This window comes from Exercitatus varius, from assembly GCF_029577735.1.
In the GTDB taxonomy this organism is placed as follows: domain Bacteria; phylum Pseudomonadota; class Gammaproteobacteria; order Enterobacterales; family Pasteurellaceae; genus Exercitatus; species Exercitatus varius.
This window is the reverse complement of record NZ_JARQTO010000006.1, coordinates 18687-42787: the sequence shown is the minus strand read 5'-3', so window position 1 is coordinate 42787 and position 24101 is coordinate 18687. Positions and strand designations below refer to the sequence as shown.

Annotated in this window: 16 protein-coding genes; 6 read left to right on the top strand and 10 right to left on the bottom strand. The window is 46.7% G+C overall.

Annotation, left to right across the window (positions count from 1 at the left end):
• Positions 1–3: 3 nt before the first annotated feature.
• From P7M01_RS06290 to yiaK, 8 genes are all read right to left on the bottom strand, one after another.
• Positions 4–7839, bottom strand: coding sequence for a two-partner secretion domain-containing protein (locus tag P7M01_RS06290; protein WP_317483579.1), 7836 nt, complete (start codon positions 7837–7839; stop codon positions 4–6).
• A 76-nt stretch (positions 7840–7915) separates the two neighbouring features.
• Positions 7916–9676: a ShlB/FhaC/HecB family hemolysin secretion/activation protein gene (locus P7M01_RS06285; RefSeq protein ID WP_317476231.1), complete on the bottom strand. Its 1761-nt coding sequence runs from the start codon at positions 9674–9676 to the stop codon at positions 7916–7918.
• A gap of 136 nt (positions 9677–9812) precedes the next feature.
• A complete protein-coding gene (locus P7M01_RS06280) occupies positions 9813–11270 on the bottom strand; it encodes an FGGY-family carbohydrate kinase (protein ID WP_317483578.1) in 1458 nt (485 codons plus the stop codon).
• A 151-nt stretch (positions 11271–11421) separates the two neighbouring features.
• Positions 11422–12408, bottom strand: coding sequence for a TRAP transporter substrate-binding protein (locus tag P7M01_RS06275; protein WP_317476229.1), 987 nt, complete (start codon positions 12406–12408; stop codon positions 11422–11424).
• A gap of 74 nt (positions 12409–12482) precedes the next feature.
• Complete coding sequence (locus P7M01_RS06270; RefSeq protein WP_202936429.1) at positions 12483–13760, bottom strand: TRAP transporter large permease subunit; 1278 nt, start codon at positions 13758–13760, stop codon at positions 12483–12485.
• The gene (locus tag P7M01_RS06265; RefSeq protein ID WP_317481393.1) at positions 13757–14239 is read right to left on the bottom strand and encodes a TRAP transporter small permease; all 483 of its coding nucleotides are present in this window, start codon (positions 14237–14239) and stop codon (positions 13757–13759) included. Before P7M01_RS06265 ends, P7M01_RS06270 begins: the two co-directional genes overlap by 4 nt.
• A gap of 9 nt (positions 14240–14248) precedes the next feature.
• On the bottom strand, positions 14249–14710 hold the full coding sequence (locus tag P7M01_RS06260) for a YhcH/YjgK/YiaL family protein (protein ID WP_317481394.1): 462 nt from the start codon (positions 14708–14710) through the stop codon (positions 14249–14251).
• Between the two features lie 58 nt (positions 14711–14768).
• Positions 14769–15767 (bottom strand): 3-dehydro-L-gulonate 2-dehydrogenase, encoded by a 999-nt coding sequence (yiaK, locus tag P7M01_RS06255; protein WP_317481395.1) that lies wholly within the window; start codon positions 15765–15767, stop codon positions 14769–14771.
• Positions 15768–15940: 173 nt separating this feature from the next.
• On the opposite strand from yiaK, the gene P7M01_RS06250 reads away from it, so the two are divergent.
• From P7M01_RS06250 to P7M01_RS06230, 5 genes are all read left to right on the top strand, one after another.
• Positions 15941–16717 (top strand): IclR family transcriptional regulator, encoded by a 777-nt coding sequence (locus P7M01_RS06250; protein WP_202936433.1) that lies wholly within the window; start codon positions 15941–15943, stop codon positions 16715–16717.
• A 218-nt stretch (positions 16718–16935) separates the two neighbouring features.
• Entirely contained in the window at positions 16936–18933 is a 1998-nt protein-coding gene (gene tkt, locus P7M01_RS06245) for a transketolase (RefSeq protein ID WP_317483577.1), read from the top strand.
• 293 nt (positions 18934–19226) lie between these two features.
• On the top strand, positions 19227–19754 hold the full coding sequence (gene aroK / locus P7M01_RS06240; RefSeq protein WP_202936435.1) for a shikimate kinase AroK: 528 nt from the start codon (positions 19227–19229) through the stop codon (positions 19752–19754).
• 142 nt (positions 19755–19896) lie between these two features.
• Positions 19897–20985 (top strand): 3-dehydroquinate synthase, encoded by a 1089-nt coding sequence (gene aroB, locus P7M01_RS06235; protein ID WP_317481398.1) that lies wholly within the window; start codon positions 19897–19899, stop codon positions 20983–20985.
• Positions 20986–20990: 5 nt separating this feature from the next.
• Entirely contained in the window at positions 20991–21857 is an 867-nt protein-coding gene (locus tag P7M01_RS06230; RefSeq protein ID WP_317477753.1) for a Dam family site-specific DNA-(adenine-N6)-methyltransferase, read from the top strand.
• On the opposite strand, the gene P7M01_RS06225 is transcribed toward P7M01_RS06230, so the two are convergent.
• Positions 21829–22416, bottom strand: coding sequence for an aminotransferase class IV family protein (locus P7M01_RS06225; protein WP_317483576.1), 588 nt, complete (start codon positions 22414–22416; stop codon positions 21829–21831). The genes P7M01_RS06230 and P7M01_RS06225 overlap by 29 nt on opposite strands.
• A 4-nt stretch (positions 22417–22420) precedes the next feature.
• On the bottom strand, positions 22421–23398 hold the full coding sequence (locus tag P7M01_RS06220; protein WP_317483575.1) for an aminodeoxychorismate synthase component I: 978 nt from the start codon (positions 23396–23398) through the stop codon (positions 22421–22423).
• Between the two features lie 96 nt (positions 23399–23494).
• Between P7M01_RS06220 and P7M01_RS06215 the strand changes: the two genes are divergently transcribed.
• Positions 23495–24064: an anthranilate synthase component II gene (locus tag P7M01_RS06215; RefSeq protein ID WP_317483574.1), complete on the top strand. Its 570-nt coding sequence runs from the start codon at positions 23495–23497 to the stop codon at positions 24062–24064.
• Positions 24065–24101 lie beyond the last annotated feature (37 nt).

The following is a 24101-nucleotide window of genomic DNA, read 5'->3' as shown; positions in this document are numbered from 1 at the left end:
CACCTACCTATCACTCTCTAATGTATTAAATTTAGGTCCGTTATAATCATCAACACTCCAAATCTGTTTCAGATTATTCAATCTAAAATTATATTCTTCAGGAGATAAATATTGATTATAAAACTTAAACGCTGTCATATCTTTAACATAAGAAACATGATGAGTTAATAAATCAATAAGAGGTTGCCCAATCTTTGTATTTTCCGCCGTTGAAGCCGTTCTGCCGATTAATAAACAGGTTCCAATGCAATCTCTCGGGGCAATCGAATAATCCAATTTTGTTTTTCCGAATAACCCGGCTGCCGCATCGAAATAACCGGTTTCAATATCGCTGTTTATCGGATAAGACGTACCAAGTGCCGTTAGATTGGCATTCAGATGAGTAAAGTTCATATCCTGTGAATTCGCCCAGTTCATCGCATTTTTCGTACCGGATACGCCGAGACTGTGCGCAACATGGTTCAAATCAACTTGATCGACAGGGTTTGCCTGATTGTATTGATTTAACTTATCCCAAATCGTCGCCTGATCCCGGCTGGCATTAGATGCGCCGAATATCATCGGAAGATCAAGCCCTGCTCTTATGCGTTCAAAGACAGCATAAGTTAATTCCTCCGCCACGCCCGCATACGCTTTACGAACCAGTATCGACGCATTGTTTAGCGTATCGGAACCGCCGTATAAAATACCGCCCTCCATCCGATCTTTATCTGTCATATTGAAGATGCCGTGTACATACATTCTTGATAGAATCTGGGCTTCTTCGCTGGTCAGTTCTCTATTCTTAATTTTGTCCATATCCAATTCAAAAGTGCGTAAGCAACTTGGATCCGTACAACTTTCTGACTTATATTTCACCACAATATTGTTTTGTTTTTTCTCGACTTCATAATAGAGTTTATCTCCTATTTGATTTAAGTTATTGACGAAATCCTGACTTATATCTAAATCTCTTTCAATTTTGGATTTAATATCCTCTATATTTACTTTATTTACTGTACGATGTGTATTTTCCTTATCTATTTCAGATATCGTTTCTTCCGTAGTTAAACCGGTTAATTTCCGCTGCTCATCTCCGTCTCTAATAATGATGTTTTTTGTATTAATGCTACTTTTAGTCATACCGGTTTGGTTACCTTTATCACTAACTTGTCCTAAGACCGCTGAGGATAATGCTTTTGCAATTCCCCAGTTACCTTGACTAAAGATGCCTGCAACACCATTTAACTGTACGTTATCAACCACATTTTTATCTTGTTTATTTACATTCTTCGATATTTCGCGTCCACCCATATTCTCAATAGTTTGAACAACCCTTTTATCTTTATCTGTTTCAACTGTTGCTGAAGATATATTATCTGTATTGGATCCATTGTCTGATCGACCGCCTAATGGAATCGTAAAATCTCCCTCTACAGTAAAACCACCGCTTAAACCAAATCCTTCCGCGTCATAATTGCTGTAATTTTGAATATCCGCATAACTTAAGGTGCCGGTTGACAACATATTTTTCCCAGCCGTCTCGGCATTGTCCGTCGAGGTGATAACGGCACCTTTTAAATCCGTATTATGCGTGATGTCGATTTGGTAACCTTCATCTCCCGCATAAATCCCGGATTGTTCCACCACACTGGCATAATCCGCATCCGTTTTAGACCGATTATAGCTACCTGAAGCGGAGAATCCGTAACCCACCGTGACTTGTCCGCTCATATTCTGTTGCTTGCCTTCATAGGTCATGGTTTCCTGCAAACTTTCAATCCACAGATTCTCAGCGTTCACTTTAATTCCTTTGCCCTGAATTTGCGCTCCTTGGATATGAGTATCTTGTCCGCTCCGTAACAAGGTTTGACTAGCACTATCACCTACATGGCTATATGCGTAAGTCACTTCGTCACCGTTACCGTATCCCTTGCCGTAGTTACCGCCTGCCGTCACGCCCATGGCAAAGCCGTTCCGTCCATAAGTAACGGAAACGCCGGCATTAAACCCGTTGGATTTATTTTGACTTCGCTCCTGATGGCTTTGTTTCGCTGCACTGATGAGAATATCATTATCCGCCGATAAATAGGTGCCTTGTTTGCCGCTGATGTCTGCGCCGCTAATATGAATATCCGAACCGTGTTCGTCGCCTTTAGCAACAATATTCACCGCTTTGCCCGCATTGATTTTAGACACCGTTGCCGTCGAACCTTGCGTATGCGTGCTATCGACGTTTTTCTGCTGGCTGTATGTTAACGATATACCGACACCTGAATTCTTCATATCACCGTTAAGCAATGCCTGTGTCGGCGCGATAGCTCTTCCTATACTTTCGGCTGCGCGAGCCGCATCCCAAGCCGTATTCGCACCCGCCATGAGATTAATACGTCTATTTTCGCTCTTACCTATTTGGGACATGGATTCTAACGCACTGTCCGTTGCCTGAATCGCCGAAATCACCGGTGCCGTTACGGATATTGTCAATCCTTTTTGCTCATAAGTCTGTTTGTAATTGGTTTCATATCGGTCATCCGCCGCCACAATGTCTACCTGTTTACCCGCGATATTCACATCGCCATCCACTGCCGTTACCTGACTGGCTTGCTGGCGGTATTGATTATCCGCGGTAAGACTTACATCGCCGTTTAAGCTACCCACCTGACTACCGCTTGCATAATATTTGGTTTGGTCGGTTTCAAGCGTGGTTTTGCGTTGTCCGATAGTCAATCCTATTCCACCTGAACCTAATAAGCCCGATTTCTTGGTTTGTTCGTAATTTTCTTCATAGACCGCATTTTCCGCCTCCTGAATCAGAATATTTTTACCTGATATCGCCAAGTCGTTTTCCGCCACCACATCGCTGCCCGCAATCGTTACATTGCCCTGTGCGGAATAAATCTGAATACGGTCCGCATCCAACTGCGAACCCTGCGCTAAATCATAATCATGTTCGTGTTTTTTAATGGTTCGACTGCTGCTTAACTCGCCTTTCGATTTGCTGGTCGAGCCGCTGGCTATTCGTTCCAGGCTTCTACTTGCCTGAACACGAATGTCCCCTTCGGAGGCTATCTGCAGGGCGCCTTCGTTGTGTAAAAAAACTCCCGTTAAATCGACCGCACTTTTCCCCGCCAATCGGCTGTCACCCGTGACATTAATTTGACTGCCAACCTCCCGGCTTTGCTCCAGCTTATAGTAATTATCCGCGTTCGGCACGATATGTTCTTGGTTTTGCGTGCTAACCCCGCCCAGATTCAGGCGGTTTAACGCCGTGAAAGCAGCATTGCCGGTCACACTGATATTCGCCCCTTTAATGCTGAGATTTTCCCGCGCAAATAACTCGGCATGACCGTTTCCGCCCGAATCTTCACCGACATTGACCGTTGCCACCCGGTCGATTTCCTGTCGAGAGAAGCCCGCTTTATCGCGGGTTGCCGTCACTTTCTCGCTTTCCGTGACGGTGCTTTCAAGCACAATATTATCCGCCTGCGCCAGTAAGCTGTTGCCGGCGCTCAGCTCTCCGCCCGCATTCAGCAGCCGGTTCTTCGCAAACAGATATAAATCCCGCCCCTGTAAGCGTCCGCCGAGGTTTTCTATATTATTCGCCGCCAAGCCGGTGAGGTTCCGACCGGCAATTATACCGCCGTTTTGGATATTACCTTGCGTGTTGATAATAATGTCATTGGCGGAAATCACCGCGCCCTGACTGTCTACGTCCGTATTGCGCGCCACAATATACACCTGCGGCGCCAATACCTCGGTTTGCGTGCCGTCGGCAAGGGTGACCCGTTTTTTCACCAGCCACACCATATCCGAGGTGAGATTTTGCATTTGCTCTTCCGTTAACGCTACCCCAGGAATCAGATTGAATCGTTGGGCGTACTGAATCCCGCTATCCATTAACGCTTTATACTGGTCGTAATCCGAACTATAGCCTTCCAGGAAACGGCGTCCGGTAAGTTGGTTGATTTGCTCGTTCACCAGTCGTTGTTCGTAATAACCGTCTCCCAAGCGTTTCAGCAGATTTTGGGTACGTAAGGTATTCAGCATATAATCGGAACTCAGCCATTGACGGCGATCGGTAAAACGGGAATCGGTTTCCACCAGATATTGCCCTGCCTTCGGGTTGATCCGGTACAGGCTTGCCGTCGGCAAACTAAGATCCGTCCGTGAAGTTTTAATCGTGGTCGGCGTACCGCTGACCGAGTTGACTTTCAACTGGGTCAGACTGACCTGATTAGCATAAGCTTTTTGTGCAATATCGGTACCGCTGTTCGTGATGCCCTGACCAATCGGATTGCTGACAAAACGGAATGAATACTTAAGCGGTGGTAAAACCCTATCCAGCACAACGGAGCCGTGATCGTAATGCCCCCAACAATGGTGCCGACCGCAACGATGTCTTTCCGCCCCGATTGTTTTTGCTATGCCGCGGTCGATTCGGATAATATCGTCTTCAATATCGATATTTTTCAGTTGAACGCCATCGGCACCGGTTAAATCCGAGTTAAGACGGTTCGATACGAAATCCGTATTACCCAGCGTTAAACGCCGACCGATTTCAAAACGGGACGCTTCATTGGTTAAATCGTCGCCGCGCAAATCCAGATTGCCACCGATGGAAATTCTGGCGGGTTCCTGGTGTTCAATGGTCGGCGTAATGGTTTCCCGGGTAAATTCTTCCTGAATCCAGTCCGGCGAACCGATACTGCTTTTGCTTTTATCATAAAAATCAAAGTAGGCGTTTTTATCATGGCGATTGTCATTATTCCAGTTCATAGTGCCGTCTACCCCGGTTCGATACACTGTCGTGCTGTTTAGCAAATGATATTGCTGAATGAATTCATAATCATATTTTTTGCCTAAAACCAGATGTAAATCATGATTCCACAAACGCGTTGTGTTGATAACACCGTCACCAAGCGCTTCGATATCGGCACTACCGTTATCAATAAATGCCGCATTTCCCGTCGCTTCATAATTAGCATCCAGTTTACCGCCGATATAAAGCTTATTCAGGCTTAATATCAATGAATGGTTATAATTGGTTAGGGTGCCTACACCTAAATCCAAACGTTCCCGCGCCGCAATAGTTCCTGCCGAAGTAGTACCAGATACGGTTTCATTCAGATTACGCAGATGATGCGATTGAATCGCCAGATGATTGCCGTAAATACGTCCGGTACCTTTATTTTCCAGTTCGGTAACATTTAAAACGGTTTTGTAACCGTCAATCAATCCCCGGTTAAGCAGGCTTTGCGCCGTGATTTCGGTATCCGTCGCAGATATTTCGCCGTTCGCAACATTCTCAATAGCATCGGCGAAAATTGACGCTTTATTCCCTACCCGAAGAACCGTATTGTTTTTCAAATTTCCTTCGGTACTGAAAGTAAGATTTCCATTTACACCAAACGCTCGGTTGAGCGTAAAATCGTCCTTTAATGCGATCTCTGCATCCCCCCCGGTGTTGATACTGCCTTCATGCGCCAGCGTTTTAGCCTTCAGCGTTAACCGATTTCCCGCTTCTATTTTCCCTTCCGAGTTATCTACCGTCAACCGCGCTTGTCGGCTGGCAATTTCCACCAAATTGGCGGAAAGTATCTCTCCCTGTGTGTTCCCCAAAGCGTTCTCAACCGTTGTCTTCAGGCTATCTTCCGCATACAATCCGCCTTGTTGATTATTCAGTTGATTCGCCCGAATCGTCAGGTTACCGGCTAAAATGCCTTGCGTCGGAACGGATTGGGTGGCTTTCGTATTTTGGTTATTTAGCGTATCGACATGAATAGTCAGATTTGCGCCGTTAATTAATGAACCTGTTCCGCTTACCGCCTGATTTTGAATAGTCGAAGAGGTTAATCCGAGATCCGTTACTGCAAGAACACCCTCCCGGTTATCTAAATTTTGACTGAAGGCATTAAAAGTTCGAGCATAAATCCGCCCTTTTCGGTTATCTAAATATTGGTTAGTCAGATGAATGTCGTCGGCATAAATCTCTCCGTTTTCATTATCCAACTTTTGTGCGTTCGCTAAGAATCGCGGGCTATAAATCATGCCCCGACGATTCTCAATTGTATCCGCATCCGTCAATAACGTCCCTTGTGTTATCAATGCACCCTGATTATTTTTAATTTGTTGTGCGCGAAGATTAAAATCGCCGTTGCCCGTTTGCTGCCAAACACCTTGTTCGACATCAAAAATCTGTTGTCGAGTAACAAATTGTTTTGCCGTCACCTGACTGTATTGGGCAGATAAGGTTTTCGGCGTGGCGAATGTTAGACTCTCCCGTGCGGTCAAGTTGGCTCGATTCGCCTGAATATCTCCTTGACGGGCGGAAGCGTCAATATTATTCGCCGCAGTTTGGCTGTGGTTTAAATCTATCTGAGCGCCTGCTACCGACATATTTCCGGCGGCAACATTTTTACCGTTTAAGACGATTTGCCCTTCGGCGTCAATCACTAAATCCTTGCTGTTATTACCTTGCAAAGACAACGTTCTCGTGACGCCTTGTGCCGATTCCGTCACCTCGACACCCGCCGCCAATAACGCGGATCGTTCCGCCTGTACGCTTTGCGCTTGGATTCGGATTTTACCGCCCGAAACCGTCTCGCCCGACTGATTCAATTTACCTTTGATGCGAATATCCGTATCGCCCTGACGCGCGATGATAGAACCACTTTGTCGAACGCTTTGACTGCTGCCGAGTTGAACATTGCCCCGTTTGCTTTCAATATTGCCCGAGTTATCAATATCTTTTTGCGCGCTTAAACTCACATCATGAGGACTGTTGATGGTGCCTCGATTGACAATCTGTCCGCGACTATCGATTTTCACCTCGCCCGCCGTTGCGCCGATATGTCCCGCGTTGCGCACGCCCAACCCGTTGTCATTATCCACCAGGCGGATTTTGCCCGCGTACATGCCACCCAGTTCGCTGACATCCACCGCATAACGCGGGTTAAAAGTGCGGTCGATTTTTTCACTGTTTTTTTCCGCGTTTTTATCGCCCACGTATACCACGTCGTCGTGGCTGCTACTTACCCGATTTTGTCCGGTGGTAATTTTCAATTCCTGCGCCCACACACCGCCTTTTACTTCCACTTCTTTGGCTATAATATCCGTATAATCCGCTCTTGAAGTGTCCATGCCTTTGCCGGATACCGTCACTTTGCCCGTTTGAACGTTAAAACCCTTCAAGTTCCCATCTTCCAGCTCCGGCTTGCCGGTGGTGAAGCCGGCTCTGCCCGCGTTAATCACACCGCAACCGTCACAATGAATGCCGGACGGATTGGCGATAATCACATCCGCCTTTTGCCCCGCCACTTCCATATATCCTTTCAGGTGGCTCGGCTGATTGGAGTTTACTTCGTTCAAAATGACTTTGGCTTCACCCGTCGCTAGATTCGGATTGCCCTGCACCCAACCCGCCAATTGAGTCTGCACGGCTTTGCGGGCGTTATTGAAAACCGCCCCTTTTTCCGCTACATCCAATTGCGAATACACATTACGCGACACTCCGCCGGCACTCGGCGTTTGAATGTTCACCTGCGGCAAACCATTGGCAGTTTGCAAAACGGTGGCCTGTTGGTTACCGGGCGCGGATTTGTCGGCGCGAATAGCTAAATCCTCTGCCTGCGCTTCGCTCATAAACACAAAACCCAGTGCCAAAAACAAGGCGAAATTGACCGCACTTAAACCGGCGTTTAATCCGTTTTGCCACCCTCTAAAGACGAAAAGTGCGGTCGAATTTTCATTAGTTTTTTTCGAGACGGAAGAAGCAGCGGCGCTTTTTGATAATTCGGAAGTGACCACGAAACGTTGTTTTTTGCGACTAAAAATAACCCGATAGCAATATTTGTTCATGTTAAACCCTTCATTAACATTCAAAAAAACATAAAACCGATATGGTGAAATTAAACGATTCAGCAAATTCGCGACATTAGAATCGGTAACTCAAATTAAATCCGGTAACCACGTGGGACGTTTTAAACCCTTGAGGTTTATGTATCGGTACGCCAACAAAATAATCGTAGTTCAAGCCAAAAACTGACCCGCGCAATCCCAACACGCCGCCGACTAAGCTGCGACCCAGTTGCTCCTCCGGACGACGAGCGCGAACTTCGCCTCGGTCAATGCCCACATACAGCTCCTGTCCCAGATTTGCTACGTTCCAACCCAATTCGTTGCGCCATGTCCAGCCGTTATCGCCGGACAATGTCCATTCTCCGTCAAAACCACGCACGCTGTAACGACCGCCGATATCCAGTCTGTCCTGAGGAATTAGCGGCGTTTTACTCCATTGAGCGTGCCAGGCAGTATTAAAACGGAATGATTGTGCAAACAGACTGAAAGGATAATTGAACGTCGCATCCGCCGTGATAATTTTAGGTCGGGCACTGCCTTCGCCGAAATCTTCTTCCGGCGCGGGTAAGCTGTCCAATGCGCCGGTACCCCTTTTATAACCCAATTCGAGATTCAACGTGGATTGTCCGAGATATTCCAAATGCGACAACGTCGCCTGCCAGCCTGCCATACGACGGCGTTGTACGTGAATTTCCGTATCATTGATAAAATTAGAAGAGCGTCGGTGCCACAGGGAAAAGGCAAGGGAGGTTTTACGATGGCTATCGCGATATAACAAGCGACTTAATGTACCTTTCAACTGACGACTTTTACCGCTATAACGGTAATCTTCATAAGCGCCCGCTATGGTTTGATGATATTGATAATCGGAGCCGGTTAAGGTGAGCTGCCAGTATTTCCAGGGCACTGAATAATACAGAGTCAAATTATGACTGCCATGACTACCGTCCACTGCATCGCTGTGACGTTTAATGCCTTCACTGAAACCGGCATAAAATAAATCGTTCAAAGTGAACAGATTATCCCAGGAACCGGTAATACTGTATTGCAACCGTCCCGTCGCTTTAGTGCCGCTGTCATCTACTCCCACCGTCAAGTGGACGGGGCGGGTTTGCTTATAAGTGATAATCACATCGCTTTCACCCACATTTTCCGTGGTTTCAATCTGAATATCCGCATCGGCGCTCGGGTTGCGTTTTAAATTTTCCAGTCCCTGTTCGATGTCTCGTAAATTTAAGATGTCACCGTTATCCATAGGCATGGCAAACCAACGGGTGGCACGAGTGGCAAATGGGATTTCGCTGGTATCCTGGAGTTGCAGCCGACGAATGCGACCGGGAATTACCGTAATAATTAACCGTTGATTGCGTAAATCCTGCGGTTGTACAACCACACGGGTAGTCACAAAACCCTGTTCGATTAGTCGGTTTTGAATTCTCTTTAATAAGATATTGATAGTTTTTCCGCCCACGCAGTGTGGTAAAGAAAAATCTTTTTCATCATAAACGGCATCTAATGCGGAATGGAATTGACTGACCGGCAGACGGGCGGTAGGAATTGAAGAAAAATCGGTAATATGTTCGGAGTAATCGGTTAACAGAATCTGATTGATAGGATAGCAAGGCGTATCGTTTTGCGGAATAGCCGCTGATTTTGTCTCTCCCGCATTCAATCTGACTTCGCGCGGATTAACCTGTTGCCGCCGGCGGGCTTGTTCCTGTTCCGTTTGACGCTGTTGCTGGGCAGCATCCAGCCGGTTTAAATCCGCTTCATTCGAAGCGGAATAAGCGATGACCGGCAACAACATGCCCACCGTCGCTAAAGCCGTTAACTTCATGAAATGAATGTCCCTTAAGTTTATCAAATAATATTGCTCAAAAATCGAGCATAATTTTACCGCCGCTAAGCATAATGAAAATAACGGCGGAGTCAACTTGTTTTTTACTAAAAATACCAATAAAACCCCACAAAAATCAAATCATCGCTTTTAACGCTTCGGTGAATTTCACGTAACGCCGATATTTTTCCCGATAAGCGGCGTAGTTGTCCGGATTCGGTTGAACTACCGTCATGGCTTTATTTAGAATGTTACCAAGATTAAGCGTTTTGCCGGAAGTCCGCATGGAGATCACCGCCGCACCGAGACAGCCGCTTTCTTCCACCTTAGGAATTTCCAGCTTCATGCCGGTGAAATCCGCCAGCATTTGCATCCAAACCGCCGATTTGGCGGCACCGCCCGTCACCCGTAGCGCATTGGCATGCGGGAAACGCTGTAGCATTCTGTCCAAATGATACATTAAACTGAACAGTACGCCTTCATAAACGGCTTGCAGCAAGTGCGCCCGCCGGTGATGAGATTGAATACCGTAAAAGCCCGCCTGCATGCCTAATCCGGCATTAGAACCGTATAAAAACGGCACGAACAAGACGGAACCGACGGCCGGCGGCAAGGCGGCAATTTCCTCGTTAATCCGTTGATAATCCAGGTTCCATTGTTTGACGAACCATTCTAAATTCCCGGCGGAAGTCGGGCTGGCTTCGTGTACGATAAATTTGTTTTTTTCCGCATAACGCCCGTACACGAAGGGCAGCGATTGATTCGGGTCAATATGATCGGTAATGCCGCTGACCACGCACCAGGTGCCGAAAACCGTATTCAGCTTGGTTTCGTCTTCCAATCCTGCGCAAAGTGCGGTGGAAACCACATCAAATAAACCGCCGACCACCGGCGTTCCCGCCGCTAAACCGGTCACTTTCGCGGCTTGTTCCGTCACATAACCGGCAATTCGGTCCGATTGAATCACCGGCGGCAATTTTTCAATGATGCCTTCCAGACCTAATAAATCCGCTAAAACCGGGTCGTATTCCCCTTTTTCCATATTGTAGAGATTGGATTCGGAAATATTGGTTTCTTCGCAATAAAGTTCGCCGGTTAAGCAGAAACGAAGATAATCGTGGGACATCAGCACCGAGCCGATGCGCGCGTAACGTTCGGGTTCGTACTCTTTCAGCCAACGCAGAATGGAAACGGGATGCCCCGTCCACAAGGTTTGCCGGGTAAGCGGATAGAGTTTTTCGGGAACGCCCGCTTTTTGCCATTGCTTCACAATGTCTAAAGCGCGCTGGTCGGAAGATAAAATCGCGCGACCTAAAGGCTGTCGGTTTTGATCCAACAAAAACGCGCCTTTTCCCTGCGCCGAAATGCCGATTCCTTTGATTGAATCGGACGGAAGTTTACTCTCGGCAATCGTTTTGCGTATCACTTCGGCGCATATTTGCCAAAGCTGCGACATATCCCGTTCCGCATAACCGGCTTTATCGCTAATTACGGGCACGTTTTCGCGGGCGATGCCCCGCAAATTGCCTGCTTCGTCAAATAAAGCGGCTTTGACAAAGGTGCCGCCGCAATCTATACCGAGATAATAATTCATGATTTTATCCTTTCGTCACTCAAAGTGCGGGCAAAAAACGTGAAGTTTTTTTACCGCACTTTTAGGGTTGCGATCGCCTGACTTGCACGGCAAACGCATCCGTTCGTAAAGCGAAAAGCGGCAACGTGCCGTCACCGCTTATTCAGGCGGGTTATTGAGCTAAGGCGTCGATTTTTTCGACTAACTCGTTACCGTATTTATCAATAAACGTTTTGCGCACTTTTTCTTCAATCACGGCTTTAAACGGCGCTTGATCAATTTGTTCGGTGACTTCCACGCCTTCTTTCCGCACATTGGCGATGATTTCTTTTTCATTGTCGATATTTAATTGACGTTGGTAAGCGCCCGCTTCTTTAGCGGAATCCAGCAGGGCTTGTTGTAATTCCGGCGAAAGCGCATCGAATTTCGCTTTGTTCATCACCACGATTAACGGCGTATAGCCGTGGTTGGTCAAACTTAAGAATTTTTGTACTTCATAAAGTTTTGACGACCAGAAAATACCGACGGGATGCTCTTGCGCATCGACGGCGCGGGTTTCTAAGGCGGTGTACAGTTCGGATAACGGCATCGGTACCGGATTGCCGCCTAATAACGTAAAGGCTTCAATATACATCGGATTTTGGTTGGTACGAACTTTTAAGCCTTTAATGTCTTCCGGTTTGGTGACGGTATGTTTAGAGTTGGAAAAGGCGCGGAATCCCACATCCCAATACGCCAAACCTTTTAAACCCTGAGCTTCCAAATCTTTCAGCAAACCTTGGCCGATTTCGCCGTCCAACACTTTGAATGCGTGAGCGCGATCTTTGAAAATAAACGGAATATCAATCACATTTAATTTCGGTTCCAGGCCGGTAAAGTTCGGCGAACCGGACATTTCGAGATCGATCGTGCCACCGCGAACGCCGCTAATCATGGTTTGCGCATTGCCCAACGTGCTGTCGGGGAAAAGTTTTAATTTGATTTCGCCTTTCGTTTTGTCTTTAAGCAATTCCGCAAATTTTTTCGCCGCAATATGTTGAGTATCAGAACGGGGCGCTTCATAGCCGAAACGTAATGCGGTTTCCGCCGATGCGGAACCGGACATGACGGCAACGCCGGCAACTAACGCGGCTAACGTTTTTAAATTAAAAAATTTCATAGGATTCTCCTAATGTTATGGGTAAATCTTGATTATTCCTTGTGGATACAGGGCGGCCTATATCCGGTTATTTTTTATAACATCCAACTTAACGGTTCGAGAATAAGCGAAGGAACGAATATAAATAATAAGAGCAGTAAAACCATCATAATCATGTACGGAAGGATGCCTTTCGCCGCCTGATCAAACGGAAGTTTGGAAACCCCCGTAATTACGTTTAATACGTTACCGACAGGCGGGGTAATTAAACCGATGGAGGTATTTAAAATGAATAACACCCCGAAATATACGGGATCAATGCCCGCCTCCTGAATTAACGGCATTAACACGGGGGTTAAGATTAATACTGTCGGGGTTAAATCCATGACCATACCAATAATAAATACGGCTAACATGATAACCAGTAATAGCGTTGTCGGGCTGCCGAGCAACGGTTCCAGCAATTCGGTTAACATGGTCGGTAATTCGGCAACGGTGATTAACCAACCGGTGACGTTCGCCGCAGCAACCAGGAACATAACGACAGCGGTGGTTTTTGCCGCAGCCAGAATAACTTTATACAAATCTTTAATTTTCAATTCACGGTAAACGAACAAGGATACGATTAACGCATAAAATGTCGCTACCGCACCGGCTTCCGTCGGAGTAAAAATACCGGAACGGAAACCGCCGATAATAATCACCGGCAGCAATAATGCCCAAACGCTGTTTTTAAAGGAAACGCAAAGATCTTGTCGGGTGGCTTTTGAGAACGTCATTAAATCCAGACGTTTCGCCTGCCACCACCAAAGCAAACCTAAACAAATCCCCATCATAATTCCCGGGAAAATACCGGCTAAAAATAATTTAGTGATAGATACGCCGCTTGCCACGCCGAAAACAATAAACGGAATAGACGGCGGAATAATCGGCGCGATAATACCGGCGGTACCAATCAGACCGGCGGAACGGTCAAGCGGATAGCCGGTGGTTTTCATCATCGGCAACAGCATCGCGGCGACAGCGGCGGTATCGGCCACCGCCGAACCGGAAAGACTGGCCATAATCATCGCGGCAAGAATGGCAACAAAACCTAAACCGCCCCGTTTATGACCGACAAGTTTCATCGGTAAATCAATAATACGTTTGGATAATCCTCCTTCATTCATTAATTCGCCGGCAAGAATAAAGAACGGAATCGCCATTAAAGAGAAACTGTCCGCACCGCTTACGATTTGTTGAGCTAAAATCTGAGAATCGAATAAATCCAGGTGAAGCATTAATGCCACGCCGCAGACAAGCAAGGCAAAGGCAACCGGAATGCCTAAAATAATTGCGCCTAACAAAACGGAAAGAAAAATTACCACTGTCATTTTGTTTCTCCTTTAGCTAAGGCGACAAGATTTGTTGCGATACGAGCTAAAATTAACAGGCCGATTAATAAGCCGGCAACCGTACTGGCAAGATAGGTAATCCCCTGAGGTAAACCGGAAATCGGTGCGAGATTGTTGAGGTTCAAATTAAATTGAATCCAGCTACCGTCCACAATGAGATAACAGCAAAACAGCATAATGACATCGGTGATAATGAAGAGCAGTTTCTTTGCCGCCGGTGAAAATTTTTCGACAAACACGGTTACGCTGACATGCTGATTTTCATTAAAGGCGAGGACGGCGGCTAAAAAAGTGAGCCACACAAACAGATAACGGGAAACTTCTTCGGTTATATTAATGCTGCTGTTAAATCCGTAACGCAACACAACGTTTAAGAAAACCAGAATAGACATGGCGGCCAAAATAATGACACAAATCGTTTCAATGGCTTTTCCGACGAATTGAGCTAAGGTTTTCATAGATCACTCCTAAATTTCGCTCATGGCGATTTTAACCACGATTTTACGAATCTTCTCGGTACCGTTATAAATTGCGGTTCGATGCACATCTTCCGGAAAAAACACCGCAAAATTTCCCGGCCTGCAATGTAATTCCTGTTCGTTTTCCGCATCGGCGTAATATAAAATATCGCGCTCCGGATTATATTCCGTCGCAATTTCATTATTCCCTAAGTCGGTTGACACGCCCATTATTTCCGTACCGGAATGCAGATACTGCACATCAATAAAAGTGCGGTGAATTTCCGGGAAGTTTTTTGCTTTGGGTGTTGTTTCCAAATCCAAGACCTGAACGTAAATTTTGTCGCCCTTTAACGAATAACGTCCCGGTGCCATAACGTCAAAATTCGTTTTGGCTAAATAATCCAATGCGAACCGAATGGCTTGCGGGTAGGGTTCGGAATTAACGTTTGAAATATGGCCGAAGATCATGGAATACCTCTTTATAAAGAAAAACCCGGTGCAAAAATATAGTCTGCTCTTGCTAGAATTAAAGCGATTTCAATTTAGCCCAGACCGTATCGTCAACCGGAATACCGTTTGCCATATTATCCGCAAGGATGGTTGTAAATTCGTGCCCCGGTAGGCGTACCGGTTGATTCGGATCCACCGGCTCGGCGGTTTTTACATAATCTATAATGCGGTTAAGCTTTTCGTCTTTTGTCTTGCCGTCAATCAAACGATCCACTTCGATGGCAATAAACACTTGCGATACGCAATATTCGTCATCTTTATCTTCAGTTACCGCAACGGTAGATTCGCCGTTAGAAAGCAGCGTAGCAATCATATCCAACACAATGGATAAACCGGAGCCTTTCCAGAATCCCATCGGCATTAAACGACGGTTTTTCTCTACTGTCGCCGGATCGCGAGTCGGATTGTTATTATCGTCAAAACCCGCATCGACGAGAGTTTGGCGACCTTGTAACCGGTGAACTTCCAGCATGCCGTAAGAATACATAGAACAAGACATATCCACCATGGTGATCGGCGTTGTCGGCACGGCAACAATTAACGGGTTGGTACCGATACGACATTCTTTTGCGCCCCAAGGCGGCATAACCGCAAGCGCATTCGTCCAGCAAATACCGATATAACCTTTTTCCGCCGCCTGCCAGCCGTATGAACCGCCGCGCATCCAGTGATTAGCATTACGCAGCGCCACAATACCCACACCGTTTTGAGACGCCAGCTCCATAGCGCGATCCATCATTTTTTTCGCCGTTAAATTACCGATCGCCTGGTGAGCGTCCCATTGTTCGATTGCGCCTAGTGAAAGTACCTTGGTTGGCTGAGCTTCAGGTTTAATATCGCCGTTTTCCAGTTGCTGAATAAAACGCGGAAAACGGTTCACGCCGTGCGAATACGCGCCCGCCCGTGTGGTATCGGCAAAAACCGTTGCACATTCTTCCGCAATATCTTCTCTCACATTCCGTGACAATAATACGCGTTTAAACTCGGACTTTAATTCTTCATAAGATACTTTCATTTTTGCTCTCCCGCTGGTATATTTCACATATTGAAACTTGATTTCATATTTGAACTATATGCTTTAAATAAGAAAAAGTTAAGAATCAATTCGCTAATTTGTGATCTCGATCTCATTTTTCTTTATCATGTATATTTAAGCTATTTTTCAGAATACGCAAAAGAGAAAATGACATGGAAAAAAACAATGGTAATCAAAGCCTTATCAGAGGTTTACGCTTAATTGAAATTTTAAGTCAGTTCCCCAACGGCTGTTCTCTGTTACAGCTATCCAATATCGCGGAGTTAAACAAAAGCACCGTACATAGACTATTGCAAGGATTGCAACAGGAAGGATTCGTTCAACCGGCCACGCAAACCGGTAGTTATCGTCTTACCAGCAAATGCCTTTCTATCGGTCAGAAAGTCCTTTCCTCCGTTAATATCATTAATCTGGTATCGCCTTATTTAGAAGCGCTGAATTTAGAGCTGGGAGAAACCATCAATTTTTCCATGCGGGAAAATAACCACGCCATCATGATCTATAAGCTGGAACCCACTATGGGCATCATGCGAACCCGGGCATATATCGGTCAACATCTTCGGCTATACTGTTCCGCGATGGGAAAACTTTATCTGGCATATGATCAACCGGCCTGTCTGGACCGCTACTGGCAAGAAAATGAAGCAAAAATCGAAAGGCTGACCTGTAATACGATTACCGAATTACCGTTAATGAAAAAAGAACTGGAAGAAGTGAAAAAACAGGGATTTGCCGTTGACAAAGAGGAAAATGAAATCGGCATTTCATGTCTCGCCTGTCCGATATTCGATTCGCAAAACCATGTAAAATACGCCTTATCCGTGTCTATCTCGACAGCCAAACTACAACAACTCGGCATTGAATTTTTATTAAATAAAATCAAACCTACGGCACAACTTATCTCACAAGAATTAGGATGGACACCTTAGCGTCTGAAAATGAATGTTTTGGCAAAACCACTATTACAAACCGCATTGGATTCGGTTACATTAGAAAAAACGAAAGTTTTCATTGCAGGTCGTGCGATTGTTGGCGAAAATGACAAGCCAACCGTCGAAACAATATACACTAAATAAATATTGGTAATTATATAACGTTACGTGTTAATTTTAGGCTGATACAAACTTGGTCAAGTTAGGAGAATAAAATGGCAGATCAAAAACAATTGGCAAATGCGATTCGCGCATTAAGTATGGACGCCGTGCAAAAAGCAAAATCCGGTCACCCCGGCGCTCCAATGGGGATGGCGGATATTGCCGAAGTGTTATGGCGTGGTTTCATGAAACACAACCCGACCAATCCGAAATGGGCAGATCGCGACCGTTTCGTACTTTCCAACGGTCACGGTTCCATGTTGATTTATAGTCTTTTACATTTAACCGGCTATGATCTTTCCATCGAAGATTTAAAAAATTTCCGTCAACTTCACTCTAAAACACCGGGTCACCCGGAATACGGTTATACGCCGGGCGTTGAAACCACCACCGGTCCGCTTGGTCAAGGTATCACCAATGCCGTCGGTATGGCAATTGCGGAAAAAACGCTAGCGGCGCAATTTAACCGCGAAGATCATCAGATTGTTGACCACCACACTTACGTATTCTTAGGTGACGGTTGCCTAATGGAAGGCGTATCCCATGAAGCCTGTTCATTAGCGGGAACCTTAGGATTAGGCAAATTAATCGCGTTCTACGACGATAACAACATTTCCATTGACGGACATGTTGACGGTTGGTTCACCGATAACACCAAAGGTCGTTTTGAAGCCTACGGCTGGCAAGTGATCGACAATATCGACGGCCATAATCCGGAACAAATCGCGGCGGCGGTAAAACTGGCGCAAGCGGAAACGGAAAAACCGTCCCTCATTATCTGCAAAACCATTATCGGTTACGGCTCGCCGAATAAAGCCAACTCCCACGACAGCCACGGCGCACCACTGGGCGAAGAAGAAATCGCATTAACCCGCAAAGCGTTGGGCTGGAATTATGCACCGTTTGAAATCCCGGCGGATATTTACGCCGCATGGGATGCAAAAGCGGCAGGGCAGGCGGCGGAAGCTGCATGGAATGAAAAATTCGCGGCTTACGCCAAATCCTACCCGGAATTAGCCGCTGAATTTACGCGTCGTATCAACGGTGAATTACCGGCAAACTGGGCGACAGAATCTCAGGCGTTCATTGAAAAATTACAAGCCAACCCGGCTTCCATCGCCAGCCGTAAAGCGTCACAAAACGCCATTGAAGCTTACGCCCGCATTCTACCCGAATTCCTAGGCGGTTCCGCCGACTTGGCGAGTTCGAATCTCACCCTATGGTCAGGTTCAAAACCGATTCGCGCAAAACAAAATGTAGACGGCAATTACATCAACTACGGCGTACGCGAATTCGGCATGTCCGCCATTATGAACGGTATCGCTTTGCACGGCGGCTTCATTCCTTACGGCGCAACCTTCCTAATGTTCTATGAATACGCCCACAACGCCGTGCGTATGGCGGCATTAATGAAACAACGCACCTTATTCGTTTATACCCACGATTCCATCGGCCTGGGCGAAGACGGCCCGACTCACCAGCCGGTAGAACAAACCGCTTCATTACGCTTAATTCCTAATCTGGAAACCTGGCGTCCGGCGGATCAAGTGGAATCCGCCGTTGCCTGGAAAGCGGCGGTTGAACGCCAAGACGGCCCGAGCGCATTAATCTTCACCCGCCAGAACCTGGCGCAACAAGAACGCACGGCCGAACAACTGGCGAACATCGCCCGCGGCGGTTATATCTTAAAAGATTGCGCCGGCACGCCGGAGCTGATTTTAATCGCCACCGGCTCCGAAGTGGATTTAGCCGTGAAAGCGGCGGAAGCCTTAGCGGCGGAAGGCAAAGCGGTTCGCGTGGTTTCCATGCCGAGCACCAATGTGTTCGACAAACAGGATGAAGCCTATCGCGAATCCGTTCTGCCGAGTGCCGTCACCAAACGTGTTGCCGTTGAAGCGCAAATCGCCGATTTCTGGTATAAATATGTGGGTCTTGAAGGCCGCATCGTCGGCATGAATCGCTTCGGCGAATCCGCACCAGCCGATCAATTATTCAAACTTTTCGGTTTCACGGTAGAAAACGTGGTCGCAAAAGCCAAAGAAATACTTTAATTAAGTTTTGCAATAAAAATCTCCGCCGCACATTGCCGTCGCGACGGAGATTTTTTATAGCCGTTTTGCTGCCGCAACGCCCTGTTTATAACCGAATTTCATCAGAAACCGAAAAAAACGTGCCGATTTTTGCCCGCACTTTTATTGACAAACACAGAATAAGCGCCCGAATAAACTTGAAAAAACACCCAATTTATTGCGATAATTCACCGGTTTAGGTGATCCCTCTTTTTTCGCTTGGATTTTTTGCATTTCAGGGGTCAAATTTTTAGTTAATTTGAAGAAAAATAACAATGGCAGAAAAACGTAATATATTTTTAGTCGGTCCTATGGGCGCGGGAAAAAGCACCATAGGACGTCAGTTAGCGCAACAGCTCGGCATGGAATTCTTCGATTCCGATAACGTTATTGAAGAACGCGCCGGCGCAGAAATCAGCTGGATTTTTGATATTGAAGGGGAAGACGGTTTCCGCAAACGCGAGGAACGCATTATCAACGAATTAACCCAAAAACAGGGAATCGTGCTGTCCACCGGCGGCGGTGTCGTATTATCCAAGGAAAACCGCAATCATTTATCCGCCCGCGGTATTGTGATTTATTTGCAAACCACCGTGGAAAAACAATTCGAGCGTACTCAGCGCGATAAAAAACGCCCGTTATTGCAAGGTGTTGACGACACGCGCCAAGTGCTTGAAAATTTAGCCGTTATCCGTAATCCGCTGTATGAAGAAGTGGCGGACATCACGTTGCCGACCGATGAACAAAGCGCAAAAGTGATGGCAAACCAAATTATTGAACTAATCGATAATTTCCACGGATAACCCTTCCGGAACCAAGTGCGGTCAAAAAAAGCAACGTTTTTTGAACGGCTAAAGAGCAAACCCTTCAAGGATTGCCAACAAAAAACGACGGTTTTCCCCGATTGCCCGAAAACCGCACATTTAACCTTTCAAGGATTCGCTTATGCAATGTGTAAATGTTGAACTCAAAGAACGTCGTTATCCCATTTATATCGGTGAGCATTTATTGACGGATTCGTCGGTTTATCCGCTGAAATCCGGCGACAAAGTCATGATTGTAACGAATGAAACCATTGCGCCTTTGTACCTTGAAACCGTGACAAACACGCTGAAACGAATCGGTTGTCAGGTCGATCACGTCTTGCTGAAAGACGGCGAAAAATATAAAACGCTCGATTCGTTAAACCAAATTTTCACCGCACTGTTGCAACAAAACCACGGTCGCGACACCACTTTAATCGCTCTCGGCGGCGGCGTGATCGGCGATGTGGCGGGTTATGCCGCCGCAAGTTATCAACGCGGTATTAAATTTATCCAGATTCCGACCACTTTATTATCGCAGGTGGATTCTTCCGTCGGCGGCAAAACGGCGGTGAATCATGAACTGGGCAAAAACATGATCGGCGCGTTTTATCAGCCGATTACGGTGATTATCGACACCACCACGCTGAATACTTTACCGAAGCGGGAAGTGAACGCCGGATTGGCGGAAGTGATCAAATACGGCGCCATTCTGGATTATCCGTTCTTTGAATGGCTGGAACGACATATTGACAATTTGGTGGCGTTAAATCAACAGGACTTACAATACTGTATCGCCCGCTGCTGCCAAATTAAAGCGGACGTGGTGGCGCACGATGAAACGGAAAAAGGCGAACGCGCCCTACTGAATCTGGGGCATACCTTCGGTCACGCCATTGAAACGCATCTCGGTTACGGCAATTGGCTACACGGCGAAGCGGTGGCGGCCGGCAGCATGATGGCGGCGGCGTTATCGGAAAAACTCGGCGATTTAACCCATACCGACGTAGCCCGTTTGGAAAAACTGTTCGCGCGCGCCAACTTACCGACTTTCAGCCCGGACGGCATGCAGCCGGAAGATTATCTGCCGCACATGATGCGCGACAAAAAAGTACTGGCGGGCAAACTGCGGCTAGTGCTGCTGAAAACCTTAGGTCAGGCCTATGTGACGACGGACAGCGATCCGACATTGGTTCTTGAGGCGATTCGCGCCTGCACGCAAGCCGATTAATATTTATGACCAAACACGTTCATAAAGCAAAATCCGCTAAAAACCGCTCATTCCTGAAATGGGCGGGCGGAAAGTATCGTCTGACGGACGACATCAACCGCCTGTTGCCGAAAAAGAAAACGTGCTTGGTCGAGCCCTTTGTGGGCGCGGGTTCCGTGTTCTTAAACAGCCACTACGAACGCTACATTCTGGCGGACATCAATCCCGATTTAATTAATCTGTTCAACATTCTGAAACAGGATGTGGAATGCTATATCGCGGCGCTCAAACCGATTTTCTTTCATCCGGACGCCAACACCGCGGATTATTATTATGCGCGGCGCCAGGAATTCAATCAAAGCCGCGATGCTTTTCTACGTTCCGTTTTGTTTGTTTATCTCAACCGTTTCGGCTTTAACGGCCTGTGCCGCTACAATGCCAACAACGAATTCAACGTGCCTTTCGGTTCCCACAAAACCCATTATTTTCCCGAAACGGAAATGCGCTATTTCGCGCAGAAAGCGCAAAGTGCGGTATTTATTTGCGGTGATTTTCAGGAAACGTTCCGTCTTGCCGACGAACATTCCGTTATCTATTGCGATCCGCCTTATGCGCCACTGCAGCAGGACAGTAATTTCACGAAATATGCCGGCAACGATTTTTCCCTCGAACACCAAAAAGCCCTGGCCGATTTAGCCCATCAAACGCGGCTTGAGCGCAACATTCCCGTCGTCATTTCAAACCACGACACCCAATTCACGCGTAAAATCTACCAGACCGCCAAACTCAAAAAAATACGGGTGCAACGAAGTATCAGCCAAAAATCCGAACGCCGTTTAAAAGTGGGCGAACTTATCGCCGTTTTCAGTCCGCCAGCCCGTTCATCGCGTTAATCAGTCGAATTTCATCGAACCGATCCATATCCCGCAAGGAAATCGCTATTTCCCGGATTTTTCCTTCATTCAATAATTTTTGCCGCTGCGTGCCTTTCAATAAAGGCGTGTCCGGTGTAAACCATTCGCCCTGGCGGCGGAAAACCAAATTTCCGATGCTGCAATCCGTCACCCAGCCGTGTTTGATAATCATGATTTCATCGCACTGCCCGCGTTGTGCAAGTAACCGATTCAGCAACGTTCTATCGCTGTATTTCAGTGCATAATCAATCTCATCGCAAATCACCGGCTGAAAAGCGCGGTAAGCTTTGCGTCGGTAAGGGAAAAATTGCAGCCGCACCGCCGAATGATGATACGCCGCGCGGCAACGAACCAACGGCTGAAAAAGTGCGGGCGAAAAATCCGTCGAATTTTGAATTAACGAAAAAAGATCGTAAATTTTGACCGCACTTTTGCCGTAAAACCGTCGCAAAGATTGCTCATAACGTTGCTGATGCAACGCGATATTCTGAATCTCGCCCCCTTCGATGCAAATGGTTTCAATCAGCGGAAATTCCATCGGTTTACTCCTTTAACGGAATAGAAACTTTAGCGATTAATTCGGCGTATTCGTTTTCGGCGACGCTGTGACGGGTAATGCCGCCGCCGCTGCGAAAATACAGTTGTTCTCCTTGCCGTTCGATGAAACGGATGGCGACCGCGCTGTCGAGGCCGTCGCCGCTGAAAATACCGAAAATGCCCGTATAATAACCGCGTTCGCTCCCTTCCGCCCGTCGAATAATTTCCACCGTTTTTTCTTTCGGCGCACCACTGATAGAACCGGCGGGCAATAATTCGGCTAAAATTGAACCGATATGCGCCTGCCAGTTTTCGGGCAATCGTCCGCAGATTTCCGAGCTGGTCTGCAAAACGGCGCGCTCGCCGTTGCCGACCCGTTCCACATACCGGAAACGCCGCACTTCTATCATTTCCGCCACCGTCGCCAAATCGTTACGCATTAAATCCACAATCGTATAATGTTCGCGCTGTTCTTTTTCATCGTTCAGCAATCGTTTTTCCGCATCCGGCTCGGAAGCTTTAATCGTGCCTTTCATCGGGTAAGTGAAAATGCGCTCCCCTTCGATTCGCACGAAGCATTCCGGCGAGAAACACACAAACCGCTTATCAAGCAGAAGCTTATAGGGCGCGCGGCTGCGTTGAAAAATTTCGGCCAAATTATAATTTGTCGCAATCGCCGTCGGATAAGTTAAATTTAGCAGATAAGAATTCCCTTTTTGTAATTCCCGCTGCACTAAATCAAATCCGTTTTTATAGCGTTTGAATTCGATCGGTGACGCCGTTAATTCCAGTTCGGGCAATCGGTCGTTTTCTTCGTCCGGCGTATTGGTTCGTCCGCGGATATCAAACCGAATGCCTTGGCTTACCGCTTCCGATAAAGGAAAAATCAAGGGTTTTCGCTGTTCAAAATCAATCAGAAAGAAAAAAGGCCGGCGCCGTTTTCCGAATGCATTTGCCTGTGAAATAAAACGATTGAAAGGCATAATCAATAAATTAAATTGAAAAAGGGAGTAAAGTTTAGCCTAAAATAAGAGGAAAATCATTTATAATCCGAACATTTCCGTCCAATTGAAAAACTTATGCAACGCTTGTTAATTATCAACAATCACGACTCCTTTACCTATAACTTAGTGGACTTAATCCGCCGTATCGGTGTACATTTTCACGTCGTTGACGTGGAAAAACTCGATTTGGATCAAATAGAAAACTACAGCCATATTTTGATTTCGCCGGGGCCGGACGTACCTCAATCTTATCCGCAACTTTTTTCCATGCTGAAACGGTTTCATACGTCAAAAGCCATTCTTGGCGTTTGTTTAGGGCATCAAACGCTCTGCGAATTTTTCGGCGCCGCGTTATTCAATCTGCCCGACGTACGGCACGGGCACGCGCAACGCCTAAAAGTGCGGTCAAATTCTCGCTTATTTTTCGGCTTGCCCTCGGAATTCACCGTCGGTTTATACCATTCCTGGGCGGTATCGCAGCAGAATTTTCCGAGCCAATTAGACATCACCGCCACCTGCGGCGACGGGATCATTATGGCGGTTCAGCACCGTCATTTGCCCGTTTACGGCGTACAATTCCACCCGGAATCCTACATTTCGGAATACGGAGAACAGATACTGAGAAATTTTCTCTTTTTGGAATGAAGATCAGGTTTCAAACGAAAAGATTAAAAAAAACTTG

Bases quoted from the DNA above. Each gene is read 5' to 3' on its own strand.
- P7M01_RS06280 (WP_317483578.1), bottom strand. From the start codon at position 11,270: ATGAATTATTATCTCGGTATAGATTGCGGCGGCACCTTTGTCAAAGCC.
- P7M01_RS06270 (WP_202936429.1), bottom strand. From the start codon at position 13,760: ATGACAGTGGTAATTTTTCTTTCCGTTTTGTTAGGCGCAATTATTTTA.
- P7M01_RS06260 (WP_317481394.1), bottom strand. From the start codon at position 14,710: ATGATCTTCGGCCATATTTCAAACGTTAATTCCGAACCCTACCCGCAA.
- P7M01_RS06250 (WP_202936433.1), top strand. From the start codon at position 15,941: ATGGAAAAAAACAATGGTAATCAAAGCCTTATCAGAGGTTTACGCTTA.
- P7M01_RS06215 (WP_317483574.1), top strand. From the start codon at position 23,495: ATGCAACGCTTGTTAATTATCAACAATCACGACTCCTTTACCTATAAC.
- P7M01_RS06275 (WP_317476229.1), bottom strand. From the start codon at position 12,408: ATGAAATTTTTTAATTTAAAAACGTTAGCCGCGTTAGTTGCCGGCGTT.
- yiaK (WP_317481395.1), bottom strand. From the start codon at position 15,767: ATGAAAGTATCTTATGAAGAATTAAAGTCCGAGTTTAAACGCGTATTA.
- aroB (WP_317481398.1), top strand. From the start codon at position 19,897: ATGCAATGTGTAAATGTTGAACTCAAAGAACGTCGTTATCCCATTTAT.
- P7M01_RS06230 (WP_317477753.1), top strand. From the start codon at position 20,991: ATGACCAAACACGTTCATAAAGCAAAATCCGCTAAAAACCGCTCATTC.
- P7M01_RS06220 (WP_317483575.1), bottom strand. From the start codon at position 23,398: ATGCCTTTCAATCGTTTTATTTCACAGGCAAATGCATTCGGAAAACGG.
- P7M01_RS06225 (WP_317483576.1), bottom strand. From the start codon at position 22,416: ATGGAATTTCCGCTGATTGAAACCATTTGCATCGAAGGGGGCGAGATT.
- P7M01_RS06290 (WP_317483579.1), bottom strand. From the start codon at position 7,839: ATGAACAAATATTGCTATCGGGTTATTTTTAGTCGCAAAAAACAACGT.
- P7M01_RS06265 (WP_317481393.1), bottom strand. From the start codon at position 14,239: ATGAAAACCTTAGCTCAATTCGTCGGAAAAGCCATTGAAACGATTTGT.
- P7M01_RS06285 (WP_317476231.1), bottom strand. From the start codon at position 9,676: ATGAAGTTAACGGCTTTAGCGACGGTGGGCATGTTGTTGCCGGTCATC.
- aroK (WP_202936435.1), top strand. From the start codon at position 19,227: ATGGCAGAAAAACGTAATATATTTTTAGTCGGTCCTATGGGCGCGGGA.
- tkt (WP_317483577.1), top strand. From the start codon at position 16,936: ATGGCAGATCAAAAACAATTGGCAAATGCGATTCGCGCATTAAGTATG.